Source organism: Microbacterium sp. C5A9, from assembly GCF_022627955.1.
In the GTDB taxonomy this organism is placed as follows: domain Bacteria; phylum Actinomycetota; class Actinomycetes; order Actinomycetales; family Microbacteriaceae; genus Microbacterium.
This window is the reverse complement of record NZ_JABXGD010000007.1, coordinates 22,496-39,506: the sequence shown is the minus strand read 5'-3', so window position 1 is coordinate 39,506 and position 17,011 is coordinate 22,496. Positions and strand designations below refer to the sequence as shown.

Annotated in this window: 16 protein-coding genes; 4 read left to right on the top strand and 12 right to left on the bottom strand. The window is 69.9% G+C overall.

What is annotated here, in order from left to right:
* Nucleotides 1-55 precede the first annotated feature (55 nt).
* Both HWD99_RS13710 and HWD99_RS13705 read right to left on the bottom strand, forming a co-directional pair.
* Entirely contained in the window at nt 56-226 is a 171-nt protein-coding gene (locus HWD99_RS13710) for a CsbD family protein (protein WP_241796815.1), read from the bottom strand.
* A 63-nt stretch (nt 227-289) separates the two neighbouring features.
* A complete protein-coding gene (locus HWD99_RS13705) occupies nt 290-541 on the bottom strand; it encodes a hypothetical protein (RefSeq protein WP_241796814.1) in 252 nt (83 codons plus the stop codon).
* A 91-nt stretch (nt 542-632) separates the two neighbouring features.
* Between HWD99_RS13705 and HWD99_RS13700 the strand changes: the two genes are divergently transcribed.
* Nucleotides 633-2,237 (top strand): SDR family oxidoreductase, encoded by a 1,605-nt coding sequence (locus HWD99_RS13700; protein ID WP_241796813.1) that lies wholly within the window; start codon nt 633-635, stop codon nt 2,235-2,237.
* Nucleotides 2,238-2,509: 272 nt separating this feature from the next.
* On the opposite strand, the gene HWD99_RS13695 is transcribed toward HWD99_RS13700, so the two are convergent.
* The 3 genes from HWD99_RS13695 to HWD99_RS13685 form a co-directional block, all read right to left on the bottom strand.
* Nucleotides 2,510-4,507 (bottom strand): BCCT family transporter, encoded by a 1,998-nt coding sequence (locus tag HWD99_RS13695; protein ID WP_241796812.1) that lies wholly within the window; start codon nt 4,505-4,507, stop codon nt 2,510-2,512.
* Between the two features lie 107 nt (nt 4,508-4,614).
* Nucleotides 4,615-6,318, bottom strand: a complete 1,704-nt coding sequence (locus tag HWD99_RS13690) for an AarF/ABC1/UbiB kinase family protein (RefSeq protein ID WP_241796811.1) — start codon at nt 6,316-6,318, stop codon at nt 4,615-4,617.
* A gap of 24 nt (nt 6,319-6,342) precedes the next feature.
* On the bottom strand, nt 6,343-6,942 hold the full coding sequence (locus HWD99_RS13685; RefSeq protein ID WP_241796810.1) for a PadR family transcriptional regulator: 600 nt from the start codon (nt 6,940-6,942) through the stop codon (nt 6,343-6,345).
* A 143-nt stretch (nt 6,943-7,085) separates the two neighbouring features.
* Between HWD99_RS13685 and HWD99_RS13680 the strand changes: the two genes are divergently transcribed.
* A complete protein-coding gene (locus HWD99_RS13680; protein ID WP_241796809.1) occupies nt 7,086-8,630 on the top strand; it encodes a glycosyltransferase family A protein in 1,545 nt (514 codons plus the stop codon).
* A 51-nt stretch (nt 8,631-8,681) separates the two neighbouring features.
* On the opposite strand, the gene map is transcribed toward HWD99_RS13680, so the two are convergent.
* The gene (gene map / locus HWD99_RS13675) at nt 8,682-9,452 is read right to left on the bottom strand and encodes a type I methionyl aminopeptidase (protein ID WP_241796808.1); all 771 of its coding nucleotides are present in this window, start codon (nt 9,450-9,452) and stop codon (nt 8,682-8,684) included.
* Nucleotides 9,453-9,490: 38 nt separating this feature from the next.
* Here map and HWD99_RS13670 point away from each other — a divergent pair, with 38 nt between their 5' ends.
* A complete protein-coding gene (locus tag HWD99_RS13670; RefSeq protein ID WP_241796990.1) occupies nt 9,491-9,766 on the top strand; it encodes a helix-turn-helix domain-containing protein in 276 nt (91 codons plus the stop codon).
* A gap of 97 nt (nt 9,767-9,863) precedes the next feature.
* On the opposite strand, the gene HWD99_RS13665 is transcribed toward HWD99_RS13670, so the two are convergent.
* Nucleotides 9,864-10,169, bottom strand: a complete 306-nt coding sequence (locus HWD99_RS13665; protein ID WP_241796807.1) for a helix-turn-helix transcriptional regulator — start codon at nt 10,167-10,169, stop codon at nt 9,864-9,866.
* Nucleotides 10,170-10,283: 114 nt separating this feature from the next.
* Between HWD99_RS13665 and HWD99_RS13660 the strand changes: the two genes are divergently transcribed.
* On the top strand, nt 10,284-11,492 hold the full coding sequence (locus HWD99_RS13660; protein ID WP_241796806.1) for an MFS transporter: 1,209 nt from the start codon (nt 10,284-10,286) through the stop codon (nt 11,490-11,492).
* A 248-nt stretch (nt 11,493-11,740) separates the two neighbouring features.
* On the opposite strand, the gene HWD99_RS13655 is transcribed toward HWD99_RS13660, so the two are convergent.
* The 5 genes from HWD99_RS13655 to HWD99_RS13635 form a co-directional block, all read right to left on the bottom strand.
* Nucleotides 11,741-12,739: a hypothetical protein gene (locus HWD99_RS13655; RefSeq protein ID WP_241796805.1), complete on the bottom strand. Its 999-nt coding sequence runs from the start codon at nt 12,737-12,739 to the stop codon at nt 11,741-11,743.
* Nucleotides 12,740-12,971: 232 nt separating this feature from the next.
* Entirely contained in the window at nt 12,972-13,841 is an 870-nt protein-coding gene (gene panB / locus HWD99_RS13650) for a 3-methyl-2-oxobutanoate hydroxymethyltransferase (protein WP_241796804.1), read from the bottom strand.
* Nucleotides 13,838-14,719 carry a pantoate--beta-alanine ligase gene (panC, locus tag HWD99_RS13645; protein ID WP_241796803.1) on the bottom strand — a complete coding sequence of 294 codons (882 nt, stop codon included), beginning with the start codon at nt 14,717-14,719 and terminating at the stop codon, nt 13,838-13,840. The genes panB and panC overlap by 4 nt, the downstream gene beginning before the upstream one ends.
* Nucleotides 14,716-15,471 (bottom strand): Rossmann-like and DUF2520 domain-containing protein, encoded by a 756-nt coding sequence (locus HWD99_RS13640; RefSeq protein WP_241796802.1) that lies wholly within the window; start codon nt 15,469-15,471, stop codon nt 14,716-14,718. Before HWD99_RS13640 ends, panC begins: the two co-directional genes overlap by 4 nt.
* A gap of 138 nt (nt 15,472-15,609) precedes the next feature.
* The gene (locus tag HWD99_RS13635) at nt 15,610-16,884 is read right to left on the bottom strand and encodes a hypothetical protein (RefSeq protein WP_241796801.1); all 1,275 of its coding nucleotides are present in this window, start codon (nt 16,882-16,884) and stop codon (nt 15,610-15,612) included.
* Between the last annotated feature and the right edge of the window lie 127 nt (nt 16,885-17,011).

The window sequence follows — 17,011 nt, the reverse complement described above, 5'->3', positions numbered from 1 at the left end:
GGAACAGACGACGGGGAGGCGACAGTCGTCGCCTCCCCGCACACTGTGACGGCTCTCAGTTGAGCGCGTCCTTCACGTTCTCGCCGGCCTTCTTGACGCTGGCCTTGGCCTGGTCGGCACGACCCTCGGCCTCGAGCTTCTCGTTGTCGGTCACCTTTCCGACGGCCTCCTTGGCCTTGCCGGTGAGGTCCTGAGCGGCGTTCTTGATCTTGTCATCGAGTCCCATGGGGGGGCCTTTCTCTCTTCCAACGGTGGTCTGTGGTGGCTGCGATCCGCGCGGTCTGCGATCTCAGAGCGGCAGCGACAGGAGGTCGGCCATCAGCGGCAGCGATCCGGCGGCGACGAGGGCGACGAGCCCGGCGATGCCGAGGGCCCGCCACAGGGGCGATCGGGCGACGCCGACGACCACGGGCTCGATGCCGGTCGATCGTCCGACGGCCTCTCGTGCCGAGAGCGGAGCGAGGCTGATCGAGTCTGCTGCGACGAGCGCGCGGCGCGACGAACGGGTGACTCTCGTGCGGGTGTCCGTCATCGCGGCCATGTCTCACCTTCCTCGGGCAGAAGATTACTAGATGAACTAGTCATATACCAACCTAGTGAAAAACTCAGCCTTCGCGCCTACGCTCGGGAACATGACCGAGCTCACCCAGCCCACCGGGCACGAAGACGCCCTGCGCGCACATCCCCGCGACGACGGATCGGCGCCTCGCGCCCTCGTGCTCGGAGCCACCGGCTACATCGGCGGCCGCCTCACCCCGCGGCTCGTGAACGCCGGATACCGGGTGCGACTGCTCGCACGCGACGCCGCACGCGCGGCATCCTTCCCCTGGGGTGCGGACTGCGAGATCGTCGAGGGATCGGCCGACGACGAGGATGCCGTGGCCGAGGCCATGGACGACGTCGATGTCGTCTACTACCTGATCCACTCGATGAGCGCGGGCAAGGGCTTCGAGGAGAGCGACGAGCGCGCGGCGACCACGGTCGCGGAGGCCGCGGCGAAGGCCGGCGTGCGCCGCATCGTCTACCTCGGCGGGCTGCACCCGGATGACGCGAAGCTGTCGCCGCACCTGCGTTCGCGCGTGCGGGTCGGCGAGATCTTCCTCGAATCCGGCGTGCCGACGCTCGTACTTCAGGCCGGCGTCGTGATCGGCTCGGGCTCGGCGTCGTTCGAGATGATCCGCCACCTCACCGATGTGCTGCCGTACATGCCGGCTCCGAAGTGGGTGCGCAACCGCATCCAGCCCATCGCCGTGCGCGACGTGCTGCACTATCTGCTCGGTGCGGCCCGCGTCGACGACACCGTCAACCGCGCGGTCGACATCGGCGGACCCGACGTGCTGCGCTACGGACAGATGATGAACGGCTACGCGCTCGAGGCGGGACTCCGCCAGCGCGCGATCGCCTCGCTGCCGGTGCTGACGCCCGGACTCGCGTCGCACTGGGTGAACCTCGTGACGCCGGTGCCGCGCTCGATCGCCCGCCCGCTGGTGGCGTCGCTGCAGAACGAGTGCATCGTCAAGGACCGTGCGGTGGACGAGCTCATCCCCCGGCCGGAGAGCGGCCTGACGCCGTATCGCCGGGCGGTCGCGATGGCGCTGGGTCGCGTGGACGCCGACACCATCGAGACGAGCTGGCAGGATGCCGAGGTCTCGGGCGCACCGAGCGATCCGCTGCCGAGCGACCCGGAGTGGGCGGGGCGGACCGTGTTCACGGACGCCCGGTCGCTGCGCACGAAAGCACCGGTCGATGCGCTGTGGCGCGTGATCGTCGGCATCGGCGGCGAGAACGGGTGGTACTCGTCGAAGTTCCTGTGGGCCGTGCGCGGGTGGATGGACCGCCTCGTCGGCGGCGTGGGACTGCGCCGGGGGCGTCGCAGCAGGTCGGAGGCGCGCGTCGGCGACGCGATCGATTTCTGGCGCGTCGAAGCCGTCGAGGAACCGGGGCGCGAGACCGACGCCTCACCCGCGAGCGGCGGGCTGCTGCGGCTGCGCGCCGAGATGAAGGTGCCGGGCGAGGCCTGGCTCGAGCTCCGGGCACTGCCCGACGGCGAGGGATCCCGTTACGAGCAGCGCGCGGTGTTCTTCCCCCGCGGACTCGCCGGGCGCCTGTACTGGCTGGGCGTGCTGCCCTTCCACGGGTTCATCTTCGCGGGCATGGCCGCCCGGATCACCGACACCGCGGCGACGCCGGTCGAGACGGTCGCGCCGGCACCCGAGAAGACGACCCCCATCCTCTGAGCGCCCTCATCTGACCGCCCGCATCTGAGCGCCCGGCACGGGTCGCTCGCCCACCTCCTGCGGGGTCGCTCGCCCCCAACTAGCCGGGGTCGATTCCGCACCCGAACCAGCCGGGGTCGATTCCGCACCCGAATCGGTCGGATCCGGTGCCTTTTCGACCCCGCCCGATGCTGCCGAACCAGCCGGGGTCGATTCCGCACCCGAATCGGTCGGATCCGGTGCCTTTTCGACCCCGCCCGATGTCGCGGCACCGCCGGGGACCGCGCGCGGCGTCAGGACGGACGGTCCGCGAGGTCGGAGGGGCCGGCAGTCGCAGCCGCGTCAGCATCGGCATCAGCAGCCGCACCGGCATCCGCATCCGCATCCGAATCTCCAGCCGCCCCGGCATCCGGGATGATGTCGATCGCCTCGGTCGCGGTCGCGTAGACCTCGGCGAGGCTGTCGTCGACGTCGGCCTCGTCGATCCAGTCGAGGTCGTCTTCGGAGTGGTCGTACTCGACGGGCACGAGCGCGAAGTCGTCGCCGTACTCCTCGAGACCCGCCATGACGCTGTGGCGCACGGCCATGCGGGCGTACCGGTCGCGCAGGATCATCGGGTCGCGGCGGAGATCCTTCATGAACGCGACCATCATGAACGCCATGATCACCGCGAACGGCAGCGCGGCGATGATGGTGACGTTCTGCAGTGAGCGCAGCCCGCTGCCCTCCTCACCTGAGACGAGCAGGACCGCGGCGATCACCCCCACCAGCACACCCCAGACGACCGCGACCCAGCGCGACGGCTCGGGGCGCCCCTGCTGCGACAGCGTGCCCATCACGAGGGATGCGGAGTCGGCGCCGGTGATGAAGAAGATCGCGATCAGCAGGATCAAGACGATGCTCGTGATCAGCGGGAAGGGCAGGTTCTCGAGCACACCGAAGAGCACCTCCTCGGGCGGATCGACGGTGAGGTTCGCGCCGTCCATCTGCTGCTGGATCGCCGTGGTTCCGAAGATCGCGAACCAGACGAGCGAGATGACCGCGGGCACGACGATGACGACCGACACGAACTGACGCAGCGTGCGTCCGCGCGAGATCTTGGCGATGAACATGCCGACGAACGGCGACCACGAGATCCACCACGCCCAGTAGAAGATCGTCCAGCTCGAGAGGAACATCTGCGCCTCATCGCCCTGCGACGCCGAGCGCGCGACCATCTCGGGCAGGTCGCCGAGGAACTGCACGGCGACCGAGGGGATGACGTTGAGGATCAGCAGCGTCGGGCCGACGAAGAACACGAAGAAGGCGAGCAGCAGCGCGACGACCGCGTTGATGTTCGACAGCGCGCGGATGCCCTTCGAGACCCCCGAGACCGCGGAGGCGATGAAGCAGGCCGTGAGCACGGCGATCGCGGCGATGAGCACGCCGTTGCCGAGCTCGCCGATGCCGCTGACGATCTCGACGCCGTGGCCGATCTGCAGGGCGCCGAGTCCGAGCGAGGCCGCGGTGCCGAACAGCGTCACAATGATCGAGAAGATGTCGATCGTGCGACCGAGCGGCCCGGCGGTGCGGCCCTCGCCCAGCAGCGGGGCGAAGATCGACGAGATCAGCGGGGTGCGGCCGCGGCGGAACGCGCCGTAGGCGATCGCGCCGCCGACGAGAGCGTAGAACGCCCACGCCTGCGGACCCCAGTGGTAGAGCACCTGCGCCTGCGCGGTGTGCATGGCCTCGAGGGTGTTCGCCTCGACCGTGCCGGGCGGCGGGTTCTCGAAGAAGGTGAGCGGCTCGGCGGCGCCCCAGAACACGAGGCCGATGCCCATGCCCGCGGCGAAGAGCATCGAGATCCACGAGAACATCGAGAACTCGGGCTCCTCGTCGTCGCGTCCGAGCGGGATGCGTCCGTAGCGACTGAAGCCGACGAACAGCATGAACACGAGGATGACGGTGGCGATCGTGGTGAAGAAGAAGCCGAAGTACTCGACCACCCACGCGAGCACGGTCGAGGTCGTGCCCGAGAGGTTGTCGCCCGCGAACACGCCCCAGGCGATGAACGCGACGGTCAGCGCGACGGCGACGCCGAAGACCAGCGGGTCGGTGCGGTAGGTGCGGCCGGTCTCCTCGACCGCGACGCCGGGGACGAGCGCCGGATGCACGCCGCGCGGCGGCACGGCGGCGATGTCACGGACGATCTTTTGCGCGGTCTCGGTGGCCTTCGCGGCCTGACGGATCGCCGCGGTGGAGGTCTTCGGAGCGTCGTTCCTCGGGGGCGTCTTATCGTCCGGAGTATCCATGAGAACCGATTCTCCCATGCCGGCATTCTGCGAGTGGCAGGCCCTGGTCGCAGCACGCGTCGTCTCGGGCCGCTCCGCGGGCCTCGCTCACCGACCGAGGACGCGAGTCAGCGCCCGCGACGCCCGCCGAACACCGAGTGCAGCAGGGGCAGGGCCGAGACGCAGAGGAGCGTGATGCCGAGGGGCGGGATCGCGGGGACGAGCAGGGCTCCCCCGACGAGCATCGCCGCGAACAGCACCCCCGAGCCGATGCGGCGGGCGATGCCCTCGAGCCGGTCGAGGCGGCGCTCGAGGGCCGAGGTGTCGAACGTGACGTTGCCGTCGTCGACGCGGGTGATGATCGCGTCGATGCGCTTGGGCAGGCGGTAGGTGACCGCGGCGGTCTCCATGGCCTGCTGGGCCATGTCCTGCATGAGGTTGCCCGACTCGTCGCGCAGGAGTCGTCCGGCGTAGGGCTCCGCGGCATCCCACACGTTGAAGGTCGGGTCGAGGCTCGAGCACATGCCCGAGGTCAGCGAGACCGCGCGGATGAGCAGCAGCATGTTCTCGGGCAGCTGCAGGGGGAGCGAGCGCACCATGTCGCCGAACTCGTCGGCGAAATCCTTGAACTCACGGGGGTCGACGGTCGCGAGCTCGGCGAAGCCCATGCCGCCGAACCGGGAGAACAGAGCACGCAGCGCGCGCTCGAGCTCGGCGGTGTCGGCGGAGGGCAGCAGCACCCCGATCTCCTGCGCGGCCTTCACGAGTCCGCGGCTGTCGCGCGCTGTCACGGCGATGAGCAGCATCCGCAATCCGTCACGCAGATTGTCGGGGACCTCGGCCATCATGCCGAAGTCGATGAAGGTGAGGCGGAAGCTCTGCCCCGTCTCGCGCGCCCCCGGTTCGGTCGCCGGGAGCGGCGTCACGAAGATGTTGCCGGGGTGCGGGTCGGCATGCACGAAGCTGTGCGTGAAGACCTGGTCGAACATCACCTCGGCGAACGCGTCGGCCACGGCGGCCGGATCGATGCCCGCCGCGCGCAGGGCATCCGTGTCGTTGATCTTGATCGCGGTGACATCGGACAGCGTGAGCACGCGTCGGGTCGAGCGCTCCCACACGATCTCGGGGGTGTCGACGCGCGGGTCCTCGGCGAAGTTCTCGCGGAAGCGCTCGGCGCTCGCCGCCTCATGCAGGTAGTCGATCTCCTCGAGGCTCGTCTCGGCGAACTCCTCGACGAGCGCGGGGGCGTCGACACGGTCGGAGACCAGGCGCACCCGGGTGAGCCAGGTCGCGACGCGGCGGAGCGCCGCGAGGTCGACCGCGACGATCTCATCGATGCCCGGACGCTGCACCTTGACGATGACGCTGTCGAGTCCGGTGTCCGCCGCATCCTGCTCCGCCAGGCGGGCACGGTGCGCCTGGCCGAGGGATGCCGCGGCCACGGGCGTCGGGTCGAACCAGGCGTAGGCCTGCTCGAGCGGGATGCCGAGTTCGACCTCGGCCGCGGCGCGGATGTCGGCGAAGGGCACCGCGGGGACCTCGTCCTGCAGCCCCTCGAGCTCTTTCGTGATCTCGGGCGGCAGCACGTCGAGGCGCGAGGACATGAACTGCCCGACCTTGATCATGAGGCCGCCGAGATCGACGGCGAGCACATGGAACCGCTTCGCGAAGCGCTGCATCCGCGGACCGCGTGTGCGTTCCGCGATCGAGGTCATGCCGAGGCGCGGCAGCACGAGTTCGAACCACCAGATCTTGATGAACTCGCGCGCCGCGAACGACAGGATGCGGCGGTAGCGGGCGCGATGGGCGCCCTGCGCCGCGGCATCCGTCATGTGTCGTCCCTGGGTCGAGTGCGATCAGTCCTGAGCGAGGATCGTGTACAGCCTACGGCGAGCCTCGTCGAGGATCTCGACCGCCTGCTGCACCTGCTCGGTGCTGCCGCTGCGTCCGACCTGCGCTGCCGCGGCGGCGAGGTCGACGCCCGCCTTGGGGAGCGCGCTGTAGCGGGGGTTGTCGTGCAGACCCTCCCCCTTGGACTGCGACTCCCACGGTGCGGGGGTCTCGGTGCTCTCGACCGCGACCTCGCGGCCCGCCTCGGTGAGCGAGTAGGTCTTGCGACCGTTCTGCTCGTCGGCCTCGATGAGGCCCTCGTCGGCGAGGAGCTGCAGGGTGGGGTAGACCGAGCCGGCGCTGGGCTTCCACGATCCGCCGCTGCGCTCGGCGATCTCGTTGATGATCTGGTAGCCGTGCATGGGCTTCTCGGCGAGCAGCGACAGCACAGCGGTGCGGACGTCGCCCTTGGCCATGCGGGATCCGCCGCTCGGGCGCTGTTCGAAGGACTTCTCGAAGCTCTTGCGGAGCTGGTCCATGGCATCGAAGATCGCGGATGCGGGACCCCCGGAGCCTGCACCGAAGCCGGATCCGCCGAAGGGGTTCGAGGGGAATGCGTTGTTCATGGTGACCTCCCTGGAGTGGTGAGCGATAGTCAACGATATATCGTTAAGGCTGAGTGTGTGGTGGGAGTTCGGATGCCAGCACGCACGCCGACCTGAATGCAACCCCCGTGTGCTCCACAGGTCATGATGTTTGACTGCACAGGATGTCGAATCTGCGTGTGAGTGTCGTCGTGCCCGTGTTCCGCCCCGGAAAGGCCATCGACGAGCTCATCGCGTCGCTGGACCGGCAGACCCTGGACGCGTCGCTGTTCGAGGTGCTGCTGTGCGATGACGGATCGGGCGAAGAGACCCGCGAGCTGCTCGCAGCCGTGGCCGCCGACCGCCCGAACGTCCGCGTGCTGGATCTGCCGCATTCCGGATGGCCGGGAACCCCGCGCAACCGGGGCGTCGAGGCCGCGCGGGGCACCTACGTGCAGTTCGTCGATCAGGACGACTGGCTGTTCGACTCCGCGCTCGAGCGACTGTGCGACTTCGCCGATGCTCACGGATCCGATGTGATCGTCGGCAAGGAGGTCGGGATCGGACGGCGCCTGCCGAGCAGGATCTTCCGCCGCGATGTGCCGCGTGCACGCCTCGGCGAGGATCCGCTGCTCGAGATGCTGACGCCGCACAAGATGTTCCGCACCGAGTTCCTGCGCGACCGCGGCATCCGCTTCCCCGAGGGCAAGGTGCGGCTCGAGGACCACCTGTTCGTGATGCGGGCGTACTTCGAGGCCGAGACGATCTCGATCTTCGCGAGCGAGCCCTGCTACGCGTGGGTCAAGCAGCCGGGCAGCGCGAGCTCGTCGCGCATCGACCCGGAATCGTACTTCCCGCATCTCGAGGCGGTCCTCGACCTCGTGGAGGAGTACACGGCACCGGGGCGCCTGCGCGACCGGCTGCTGCGGCACTGGTTCCGCGGCAAGATCCTCAAGCGGCTGTCGGGAAAGCGGATGGTCGCCTACCCCGCCGACTACCGGACGCGCCTTCTCGCCGTAGTCGTGCCGCTGTCTCAGCGCCGCTTCGGCCCGGGCGTCGACGGCGGCCTGGCTTTCCCGCAGCGGATCCGCGCTGCGCTGCTCCGCTCGAACCGCCGCGACGATCTGGTGGAGTTCGCACGCTTCGAATCCGAGATGTCGTGCCGCGCGGCCGTCACGCAGGCGCGCTGGTCGCGGGGCGGCGGCCTGTATCTGACGGTCCGCGTGGACGTCACGCGCGACGGCGCGGAGGCTCTCGTGTTCGAACCCGGCTCGGGTCGACTCACCTCTCTCCCGTTCTCGGCCGCCGATCTGCCGTCCGACCTGCTGCTCGCGGGCCGCGAGCTCGGCAACGATCAGGTGGAGCTGTTCCTGCAGGACACGACCACCGGCGACGAGCGCCGCATCGCCACATCGTCGCTGCAGGACCGCAGCACCGTGACGCTCGCGATCGACCCCCTGAAGGTGTTCGGCCCCTCGGATCAGACGCGCGGGGCACGACTGCTCGTCAAGGTGCGACGGGCCGGGTGGACGTTCGATGTTCCCCTGAAGTCGGATGCCGCGACGCTCGCCGGAGCCGGCCACTCGCCGCTGCTCGCCGGCCGTACCTGCACCCCCGTCGCGACGCGGGGCGGTGCGGTCGAGCTGCGCCGCGTCTGGCCCGGCGGCCGACTCAAGGATCTCGCCGGCCGCGCCGCGCGCCGGGTGCGCAGCAGGTCACGCGGGAACTGAGCGCGCCGGTCACCGCGGAGGAATCACCGCGCAGGACTCATCGCGCGAGGGTCATCGCGCGAGGGTCAGGATCTCGGCCCCGTCGTCGGTGATCGCGATGGTGTGCTCGGTGTGCGCCGTGCGGCAGCCCGTCGCGCTGCGCAGAGTCCAGCCGTCGGCATCCGTCACGAGCACGTCGGTGTCGGCCATGACCCACGGCTCGAGCGCCAGGAGGAGTCCGGGGCGCAGCCTGTAGCCGCGCCCGGCGCGCCCATCGTTCGCGACATGCGGGTCCTGATGCATCGTCGACCCGATCCCGTGTCCGCCGAACTCGAGGTTGATCGGGTACCCGGCGGCCGCCAGCACGGAGCCGATCGCGTGCGACAGGTCGCCGATGCGGGCATCCGGTCGAGCCGCGGCGATGCCGGCCGCGAGCGCCCGCTCGGTCGCGGCGATCATCGCGAGGTCGTCCGCTGCGGGGTTCGAGCCGACCACGAAGCTGATCGCCGCGTCGGCCGCGACGCCGTGCAGCGTCACCGCCAGGTCGAGCGTCAGCAGGTCGCCGTCGGCGAGGACGTAGTCGTACGGCATCCCGTGCAGCACCGCGTCGTTGACCGCCGTGCAGACGTAGTGGCCGAACGGTCCGCGGCCGAACGACGGCGCGTAGTCGACGTAGCAGGACTCGGCGCCGGCACGTTCGATCATCTCTCTGGTCCACCGATCGAGGTCGAGCAGGTTCACCCCGACCACGGCCCTCCCCCGGAGCGTCTGGAGTATCGAGCCGACCAGCGCACCGGTCTCGCGCGCCCTGTCGAGTTGCTCTGCATTCAGGATTTCGATCATGACCGGTAATACTATCCCGGTATTAGTATGGGTGCATGATGGTTCGCCTGCCGCTCACTCCCGCCGACGTCGAACGCGGCGAGCGCCTCGGCGCCCTGCTGCGTCGCGCGCGAGGCTCGCGGTCGATGCTGAGCGTCGCCCTCGACGCCGGGATCTCGCCGGAGACGCTGCGCAAGATCGAATCGGGCCGCGTCGCCACGCCGTCGTTCTCGACGATCGCCGCCGTCGCCGGGGTGCTGCACCTGTCACTCGACGCCGTGTGGGCCGAGGTCGAACCGCCGCGCGCCGCCAGCCTGCCCCAGGTCGCCTCCTGACCGAGCCGCATCCGGCCCTCGCCGAGTCGACGCACCCGGGGAACGAGCGCGCTCTCACCGGCTGAGGTGCCCGCACAGATGGGAAGCGGACCTCAGATCATCCGCGGAGCACCGACTCCACCAGCCCGGGGAACAGTGCGTCCAGATCATCGCGCCGAAGGGTGAGCATGCGCCGCCGCCCGTTCGGCTCATTGCGGATCACGCCGGCCTCGCGCAGCACCTTCATGAAGTGCGACTTGGTCGACTTCGGCAGGTTCGGGTCGGTCGCGTGGCACTCGGCCATGTCGAGCGGGCCATCGGCGAGCTGTCGAGCGATCGCGAGCCGCTCGGGGTCGCTGAGCGCGAACAGCACGTCGGTCAGGCGGATCTCGGAGCGATCCGGATGCGGGAGGTCACCGGGCATGGTTCGAGAATAGTTGAACAATCGCGTGAGGGCGAGTACGCTCCAACAGTTCGATGATTCTCGAACCTATCGGTCCCGACCGGTGCACATCGCCCCCTGACCCGAGGAGCCCGCATGACGATGACAGCCCCGACACCCGTCGCGACAGCATCCGTCCCTCGGTCGCGCTTCGGATTCGCGCTGGCGATCACGGCTCAGATCGCGATGATGGTCGGGGCGAGCGCCCCGTCGCCCTTCTACCCCGTCCTCGCGGCCGAGATCGGCTTCGACTCGATCGTGATCAGCGCGGTCTTCGCCGTCTACGCGATCGCGCTGCTGCTCGCGCTGCTCAGCGCGGGATCCCTCTCCGACCACATCGGCCGCCGACCGGTCGCCATCGCGGGCTTCCTGCTCCTCGGCGCGAGCATGCTCCTGTTCTGGCACGCCGACACCGTGGCGACCCTCGTGCTCGCGCGCATCCTGCAGGGTGCGGCGAGCGGCGTGCTCATCTCGACCCTCTCGGCCGCGGCGCTCGACCTCGCGCCCGCGGGGAAGGCCCGCATCGCCGCGCTCTGGAACGCCCTGAGTCCGGGAATCGGACTCGGGCTCGGCGCGATCCTCGCCGGCATCGCCCTCGATGTCACGGGCGAACCGCTGCTCGATGTCTTCGCACCGCTCACCGCGATCTACGTGATCCTCGCCGGCCTGTTCCTCCTCGCCCCCGAGACGGCACCGCGCCGCCCCGGTGCGTGGTCGTCGCTGCGGTTCCGCCTCTCGATCCCCGCCAGCGTGCGCGGAGATTTCTGGCGCGGCGCCCCCGCGGTCATCGCGGGCTGGGCGACCGGCGGGCTCTTCCTGTCACTCGGCGCCACGATCGTGCACAGCGAACTCGGCGGCGAAGCGCACTCGTGGCAGGGCCTCGCGGTCGGAATGCTCGCCGGCGTCGGCGCGATCACGGCGTTCCTCCTGCGGCATCGCCGCCCCCGCACCTCGGTGCTCTTCGGCACGGCCGCCCTGGCGACGGGAACCGCGCTCTCGCTCGTCGCCCTGAGCGTGGCATCGCTCCCCTTCTATCTCGCGGCCACCGCCGTCACCGGCATGGGCTTCGGCACGGCGTTCTCGGGGGTCGTCGCCTCGCTCGCACCGCGGATTCCCGCCACCGAACGCGCCGACACCTTCGCGGTGATCTACGTGCTCGCCTACTCGGCGTTCGGCGTGCCGACCGTCATCGCCGGCACGCTCGTCGGTCCGCTGGGCCTGGAGACCGTGTGCGTCGGATACGGCGCGGTCGTCATCGTGCTCGCGATCATCGCCCTCGTGCTGCGGGTGCGCCGCGCGGAGTGAGCCGCAGGCCGGGGACTGCGGCGCCTGGTGGGGATGCGCGGGGCGGAAAGGTCTGAGGGACGCGGATCCTGACGGACGGGAAAGCCCGACGGACGGGAACACCGAACCGTGATGGGCGGAGAACAACGCGATGGGCGGACGCTCACGCGCCAGAACTCCTCCCCACGGGGAGAAGGCCGCCCCACACGAAGCACCTGACACGGCGCGCCACGGGGAGCGCGAGCACCCGCGGCTCGGCCGGGCGCGAATCAGCCGCCCGTCGGCACGGGCACGGGTGCCTGCACGCCGGCGTCGGCCAGCCCCACGAACATCCCGCTCGCGAAGAAGATCGCGATGGCCGCCATGATCAGGACCACTCCGAGGTCGGCGACGGTGAGCTGCGTATGCCGTGCTGCGCGTTTCGCGGCGCCCTCACTGCCGACACCGAACAGGAAGCCGAGATAGACGTACCAGTTGTAGAGCCGCACCCACACGAACAGCATCACCATGAACGACAGCACGAACGCGCCGAACAGCGAGATGAGGAAGATCATCTGTCCGCTTCCGATCGCGACGTTCACGAACGCGCCGATCGGCACGAGGAGATGACGCTGCGGCCATTCGAGCGGTCCCGGGGTGATGGGCGTCTGGGCGACGTCGACGGCCATCTGTGCGCGCAGCGTCTCGAGCGTCGACCCGTCGTGCTCCGAGGAGAAGACCGCGACCCAGGTCCAGATCACGGCGGTCACGGCGAGGGCCGATTCCGCCAGGACTATCGCAGCGCGCCTGTCCCACAGCTTCCATCGCAGCGCGCGGATGACACCGAGAGTCGCCGTCAGCCCGAATCCCACGCCGAGCCCGAGCGCGAACCAGCTCACGACGACGTAGTAGTTCGCGAAGAGGGCGGCGGCGACGAGCATCCCGAACACGATCAGCCACGTGCTCTCGGTGGAGGACGCACCGCTCGCCGTACCTGCCGCGCCCCGGGACTCCGTGATGTTGGTGATGACCGTGCTGCGGTTGTCGACGACGTGCCGGCTCCTGTCGGTGTACCGGCGGTTGTCGACGTGTCTGCTGTTGTCGATCTCCACGTCTTCGAGTGACGACCCGGGGAAGATCACCACGCCGTCCGCTGCCGACGCGGCATCCCGCGCGCCCCGTCGCCGCCTGCGCACGAGCTGGACGATCGGAGGGATCGCCGCGACCGCCCCTCCGCCGATGAATGCCGAGACACTCTGGATCGTGATCTCGGTGAACATGTCCGCCATCGGGCGCCTCGCCTCCTGCCCCGCGCATGCGGGGCTCATGGCGGACGATATCCAGACGCGCGCAGCCTCGCGCGGTATCTCGGAATGCGATTCAGATCCGCATGCGGGCGCGCGATCAGACGGAGAGGACGGATGCCGCGGCGGCGTGCACCCCTCTCTGGTTGCCTACCGCCGAACGGCACGACTACCGCCGACTGTTGCCTGCCTCGGCCGAATGGCGGTCGCCTATCGCCTAGCGCGTGTCGAGCGACTCGCGCAGCCGCGCTGCCTCCCCCTCGGGCATCCCGTACCCGTGCTCGGGTGCCGGGTACACGCCCGACCGCACCTCCGCCGCGTACGCCGCGACCCCGGCGACCGATGCCGCGCGCACGTCGGCGTAGCGCTTGACGAACTTCGCGGCGGGGCCGTCGTAGATCCCGAGCAGGTCGTGGAAGACGAGCACCTGGCCGTCGGCATCCGATCCTGCCCCGATGCCGATGGTCGGAACGCGCAGCAGTGGGGCGAGAGCCGCCATAACCTGCGAGGGCACGGCCTCGACCACGATCAGCGACACCCCCGCCTCCTGCAGCGCGAGCGCATCGTCGATCACCGCGAGCGCGGCCTCGGCCGTGCGCCCCTGAGCACGGTATCCACCGAGCGCGGTCGCGGTCTGCGGCGTCAGACCGACATGACCCACCACCGGGATGCCCGCGTTCACGAGCGCGCGGGCACGGTGCACGGTGGTGCCCCCGCGCTCGATCTTGACGAGGTCGACTCCGGCCTCTTTGACGAAGCGCTGCGCGGTCGAGATCGCCAGCTCGTCGGACGCCTCGTACGATCCGAACGGCAGATCTCCCACGAGCAGTGCACGGGTGAGCCCGCGTCGCGTCGCCTTCGTCAGCATGAGCATCTCGTCGATCGTGACGGGCACCGTGCTGTCGTAGCCGAGCACGGTCATCGCACCCGAATCGCCGACGAGCACCATGTCGACGCCGGCCGCATCGGCGATCTGCGCGCTCGGATAGTCGTATGCCGTGACCATGACGATCGGTTCGCGGGCTGCCTTCTTCTTCGCGATGTCGCCGAGGGTCAGGCGCGGGGTCGGTGTGGCATGGGCGCTCATGCGGCGGCCTCTCCTCGGGATTCCTCGGCGCCACCGGCGCGCAGCAGGTGGTTGTCGATCAGGCGTGCCGCACCGACGCGAGCGGCCACCAGCAGAAGCGCGTCGCGCTCGACCACGCGCACGGGCTGCAGGGTCTCGGCATCGCGGAGTTCCAGGTACTCGGCGTCGATCGACGCATCGACGAGAACGGCGCGAGCGGACGCGAGGATACGCTCGCCACCGTGCTCGCCGGAGCCGAGTACCGCCTCCGCCGCATCGAGCGCCCGGTTCAGCGCAGTCGCTCGCGCGCGCGCATCCGCGTCGAGGTAGACGTTGCGCGAGCTCATGGCGAGGCCGTCGGGCTCGCGCACGATCGGGCAGGCCTCGATGCGCACGGCGAGGTCGAGGTCGCGGACGACGCGTCGCACCACGAGCACCTGCTGCGCGTCCTTCTGACCGAAGTACGCGACGTCAGGCGTCACGATGCCGAACAGCTTGGTGACCACGGTGGCGACCCCGTCGAAGTGATGCGCGCCGCGACTCGCGCCGTCGAGCACCTCGGTGAGTCCCGCCACATGGACGTTCGTGGCGAAGCCGTCGGGATACACCTCGGCGGGCGAGGGGGCGAACAGGATGTCGACGCCCTCCGCTTCGGCGAGCGCGGCGTCGCGGTGTTCGTCGCGCGGATAGGTGCTGAGGTCTTCGTTCGGCGCGAACTGCGTCGGGTTCACGAACAGCGAGACGACGACGAGTCCGGTCTCGGCGCGCGCCTGGCGCATGAGCGACAGGTGCCCCTCGTGGAAGGCCCCCATCGTCGGCACCAGCCCGACGGACGCGCCCGCGCCGCGTGCAGCGCCGACGGCGGCGCGCACCTCGGCGATCGTACGGAGGATTCTCATTCGCGTGCCCCCTCTGCCGGCATGTCCGTATCGGCGACCTCTGGGTGGGCGATGTCGCGGGTGGCTGCGGCGAGCGCGTCGAACAGGTCGACGACATCTGCGGATGCCGCACGCTGCCGGGCCACGGTCTCCTCATCCCCCCGGACGATGGGTCCCGTGAGCGCAGACGCCGCGCCGGACGTCGCCCAGTTCTCGACGGTCTGCCGCACGAGCGGGGCGAGGTGCGCCCGTTCCACCCCGGCCGGGCCGGCGAGCCGCTCCGCGGTGTCGAGCACGGTGAGCACGAAGTTCGAGGCGAAGGATGCGCCGGCGTGATACTCCGCGCGGTGGGCATCGTCGACGCGGAACGGCTGCGCCCCGAGTGCTGCCGCGATCTGCTCGGCCACGGCGAGCGCCTCGGGAGTGCGGCCGTCGACAGCGGCGCCGATGCCGTGGAAGACGTCGGGCGTCTCGCCGCCGGTGAAGGTCTGCAGCGGGTGGACGCTGAAGTCGACGTCGGTGAGCGGCGTCGCCCCCGAGACGTGCCCCACGAGTCGCACATGGGGACGGACGGCGAATGCGACTGCCGGGATCGCGGAGTCCGGAACGCAGAGCAGCGCGATGTCGGCATCCGGAGCGCGGTCTTCTCGGCGGAGAGGCCCGAGGACGACGAAGCCCGCCGCGCGGAGCGCCCGCGCGAGCACGCCGCCGAGACGGCCGGCGCCGACGATGGCGATGGTCGCATCAAGGCTGAGAACAGGGGTGCTGTGCATGTCGATTCCTCGGCCGAGAAGGTCGGCGCGGATGGGATGAGTATCCGCCGCGAATGGCGTGCCCACAAAATCGGGGAGCAGAAACACAATGCAGAACGCACCTTTACCGCGCATACTGCTCATTATCAGAAATCATGATCATGCATAACACTCTTTCGAGAATCCCGAGAGCAGTGCGCACCGCGCGACCTCCCGCATCGCCGGGGTGACGATCCCGAACGCGTTCGGCGCCGACAGCACGCCCATCCGAGTGGCGACCTCGCCCTCCCCACCGGACGAGCCCACGCCCTCCCCCGAAGGCTCCCCGTCATCGAGGCGCACCCGCAGATCCGATTCGGCGAACGCGTGCGATCCCGCCGCCACGAGACCCGGAAGATCGTCGAGACGGTCTGCGCTCCCATCCGCGATCGCCAGCAGGGCGACAGCCTCCGCCGCCTTCGTCCGTGAGGACCGGGAGTCGTGCCACCCGGTCTCCGAGGAGACGACCATCGCGGCGAGTCGTTCGAGTGTCTGCGGGGCGGGAACGCGGATCGTACGGGCCAGCGCGGTCGCGACCACCCGGCCTCGGAAGCGTCGGATCAGCCTCGCCCGGCGCGCGAAAGCGACCAGAGCCTCACCGCGGGCACGCACCTCGCCGAGAGTCGCGTCCCAACCGAGCGCGTTCACGATCCTGTCGATCTCGATCTGCGGGATCCAGCCGCCCTCCGCATCCTGCTCGATCCCTTCCGCGCCGAGCCGATCGACCAGCCGCGCCACTGCAGCGAGCGCCGACTCCGCGTCGCCGAAGTCGGGCGCCGCCGGCCGCAGCAGCCCGGTCGCGTCGATATGCGCGAGCAGAGCCAGCCTGCGCGCCGGCGTCACCACCGACACGAGGGTCGAGATCGGAGACGGGGCGGGGAGTCGAGGGTCGACGAACCACAGATCGCTGTCGTCGACGTACGGCTGCACCACGCCATGCCGACGCAGCAGCTCCCGGTTCACGTCGTCTTCGCGGAAGGGTGCCTCCGCCGTGAGCCAGCCAGACGGCGTCCCAGCGGACGCGCTCTCGGGTTCCGAGGCCACGCCGGACGCAGCGGAGACCGAGGACACCGTCACCCACGGCGTCCCGATCGGCGGAGTGTCCATCGTCCGGACGACGATCATCGGGTCGTGCGGGAGTCCCGGTATGTCGCCAGCGTCGGGCACCTCGGCCCACGGGTACCCGTACGGTTCGTCGTGGTGGCAGTCGTCGATGCCGTCGTACTCCGAGCCCTCCCGCGGCTCGAGCCCGACACTGAGCCGATACGCCTCGACGATCCACTCCCGCGGCGCACGAGTGGGCAGCTCGATCGCGCGATCGAACTCGGGGTGGCCGTCGACGGTGAGCTCGACGGGCACGAAGGCGGGCATGCGGACAGGGATCTGAATGGTCATGCGAGCGAGGCTATGAACCCTGACGGACGACCGGGCACCGAGATCCCGGGCACTGGGGAGGAATCCGCCTCACCCCTGAACGGTGCAGAGAGCGGCACGAACGCGGCATCCCCGCATCCGCTCTACG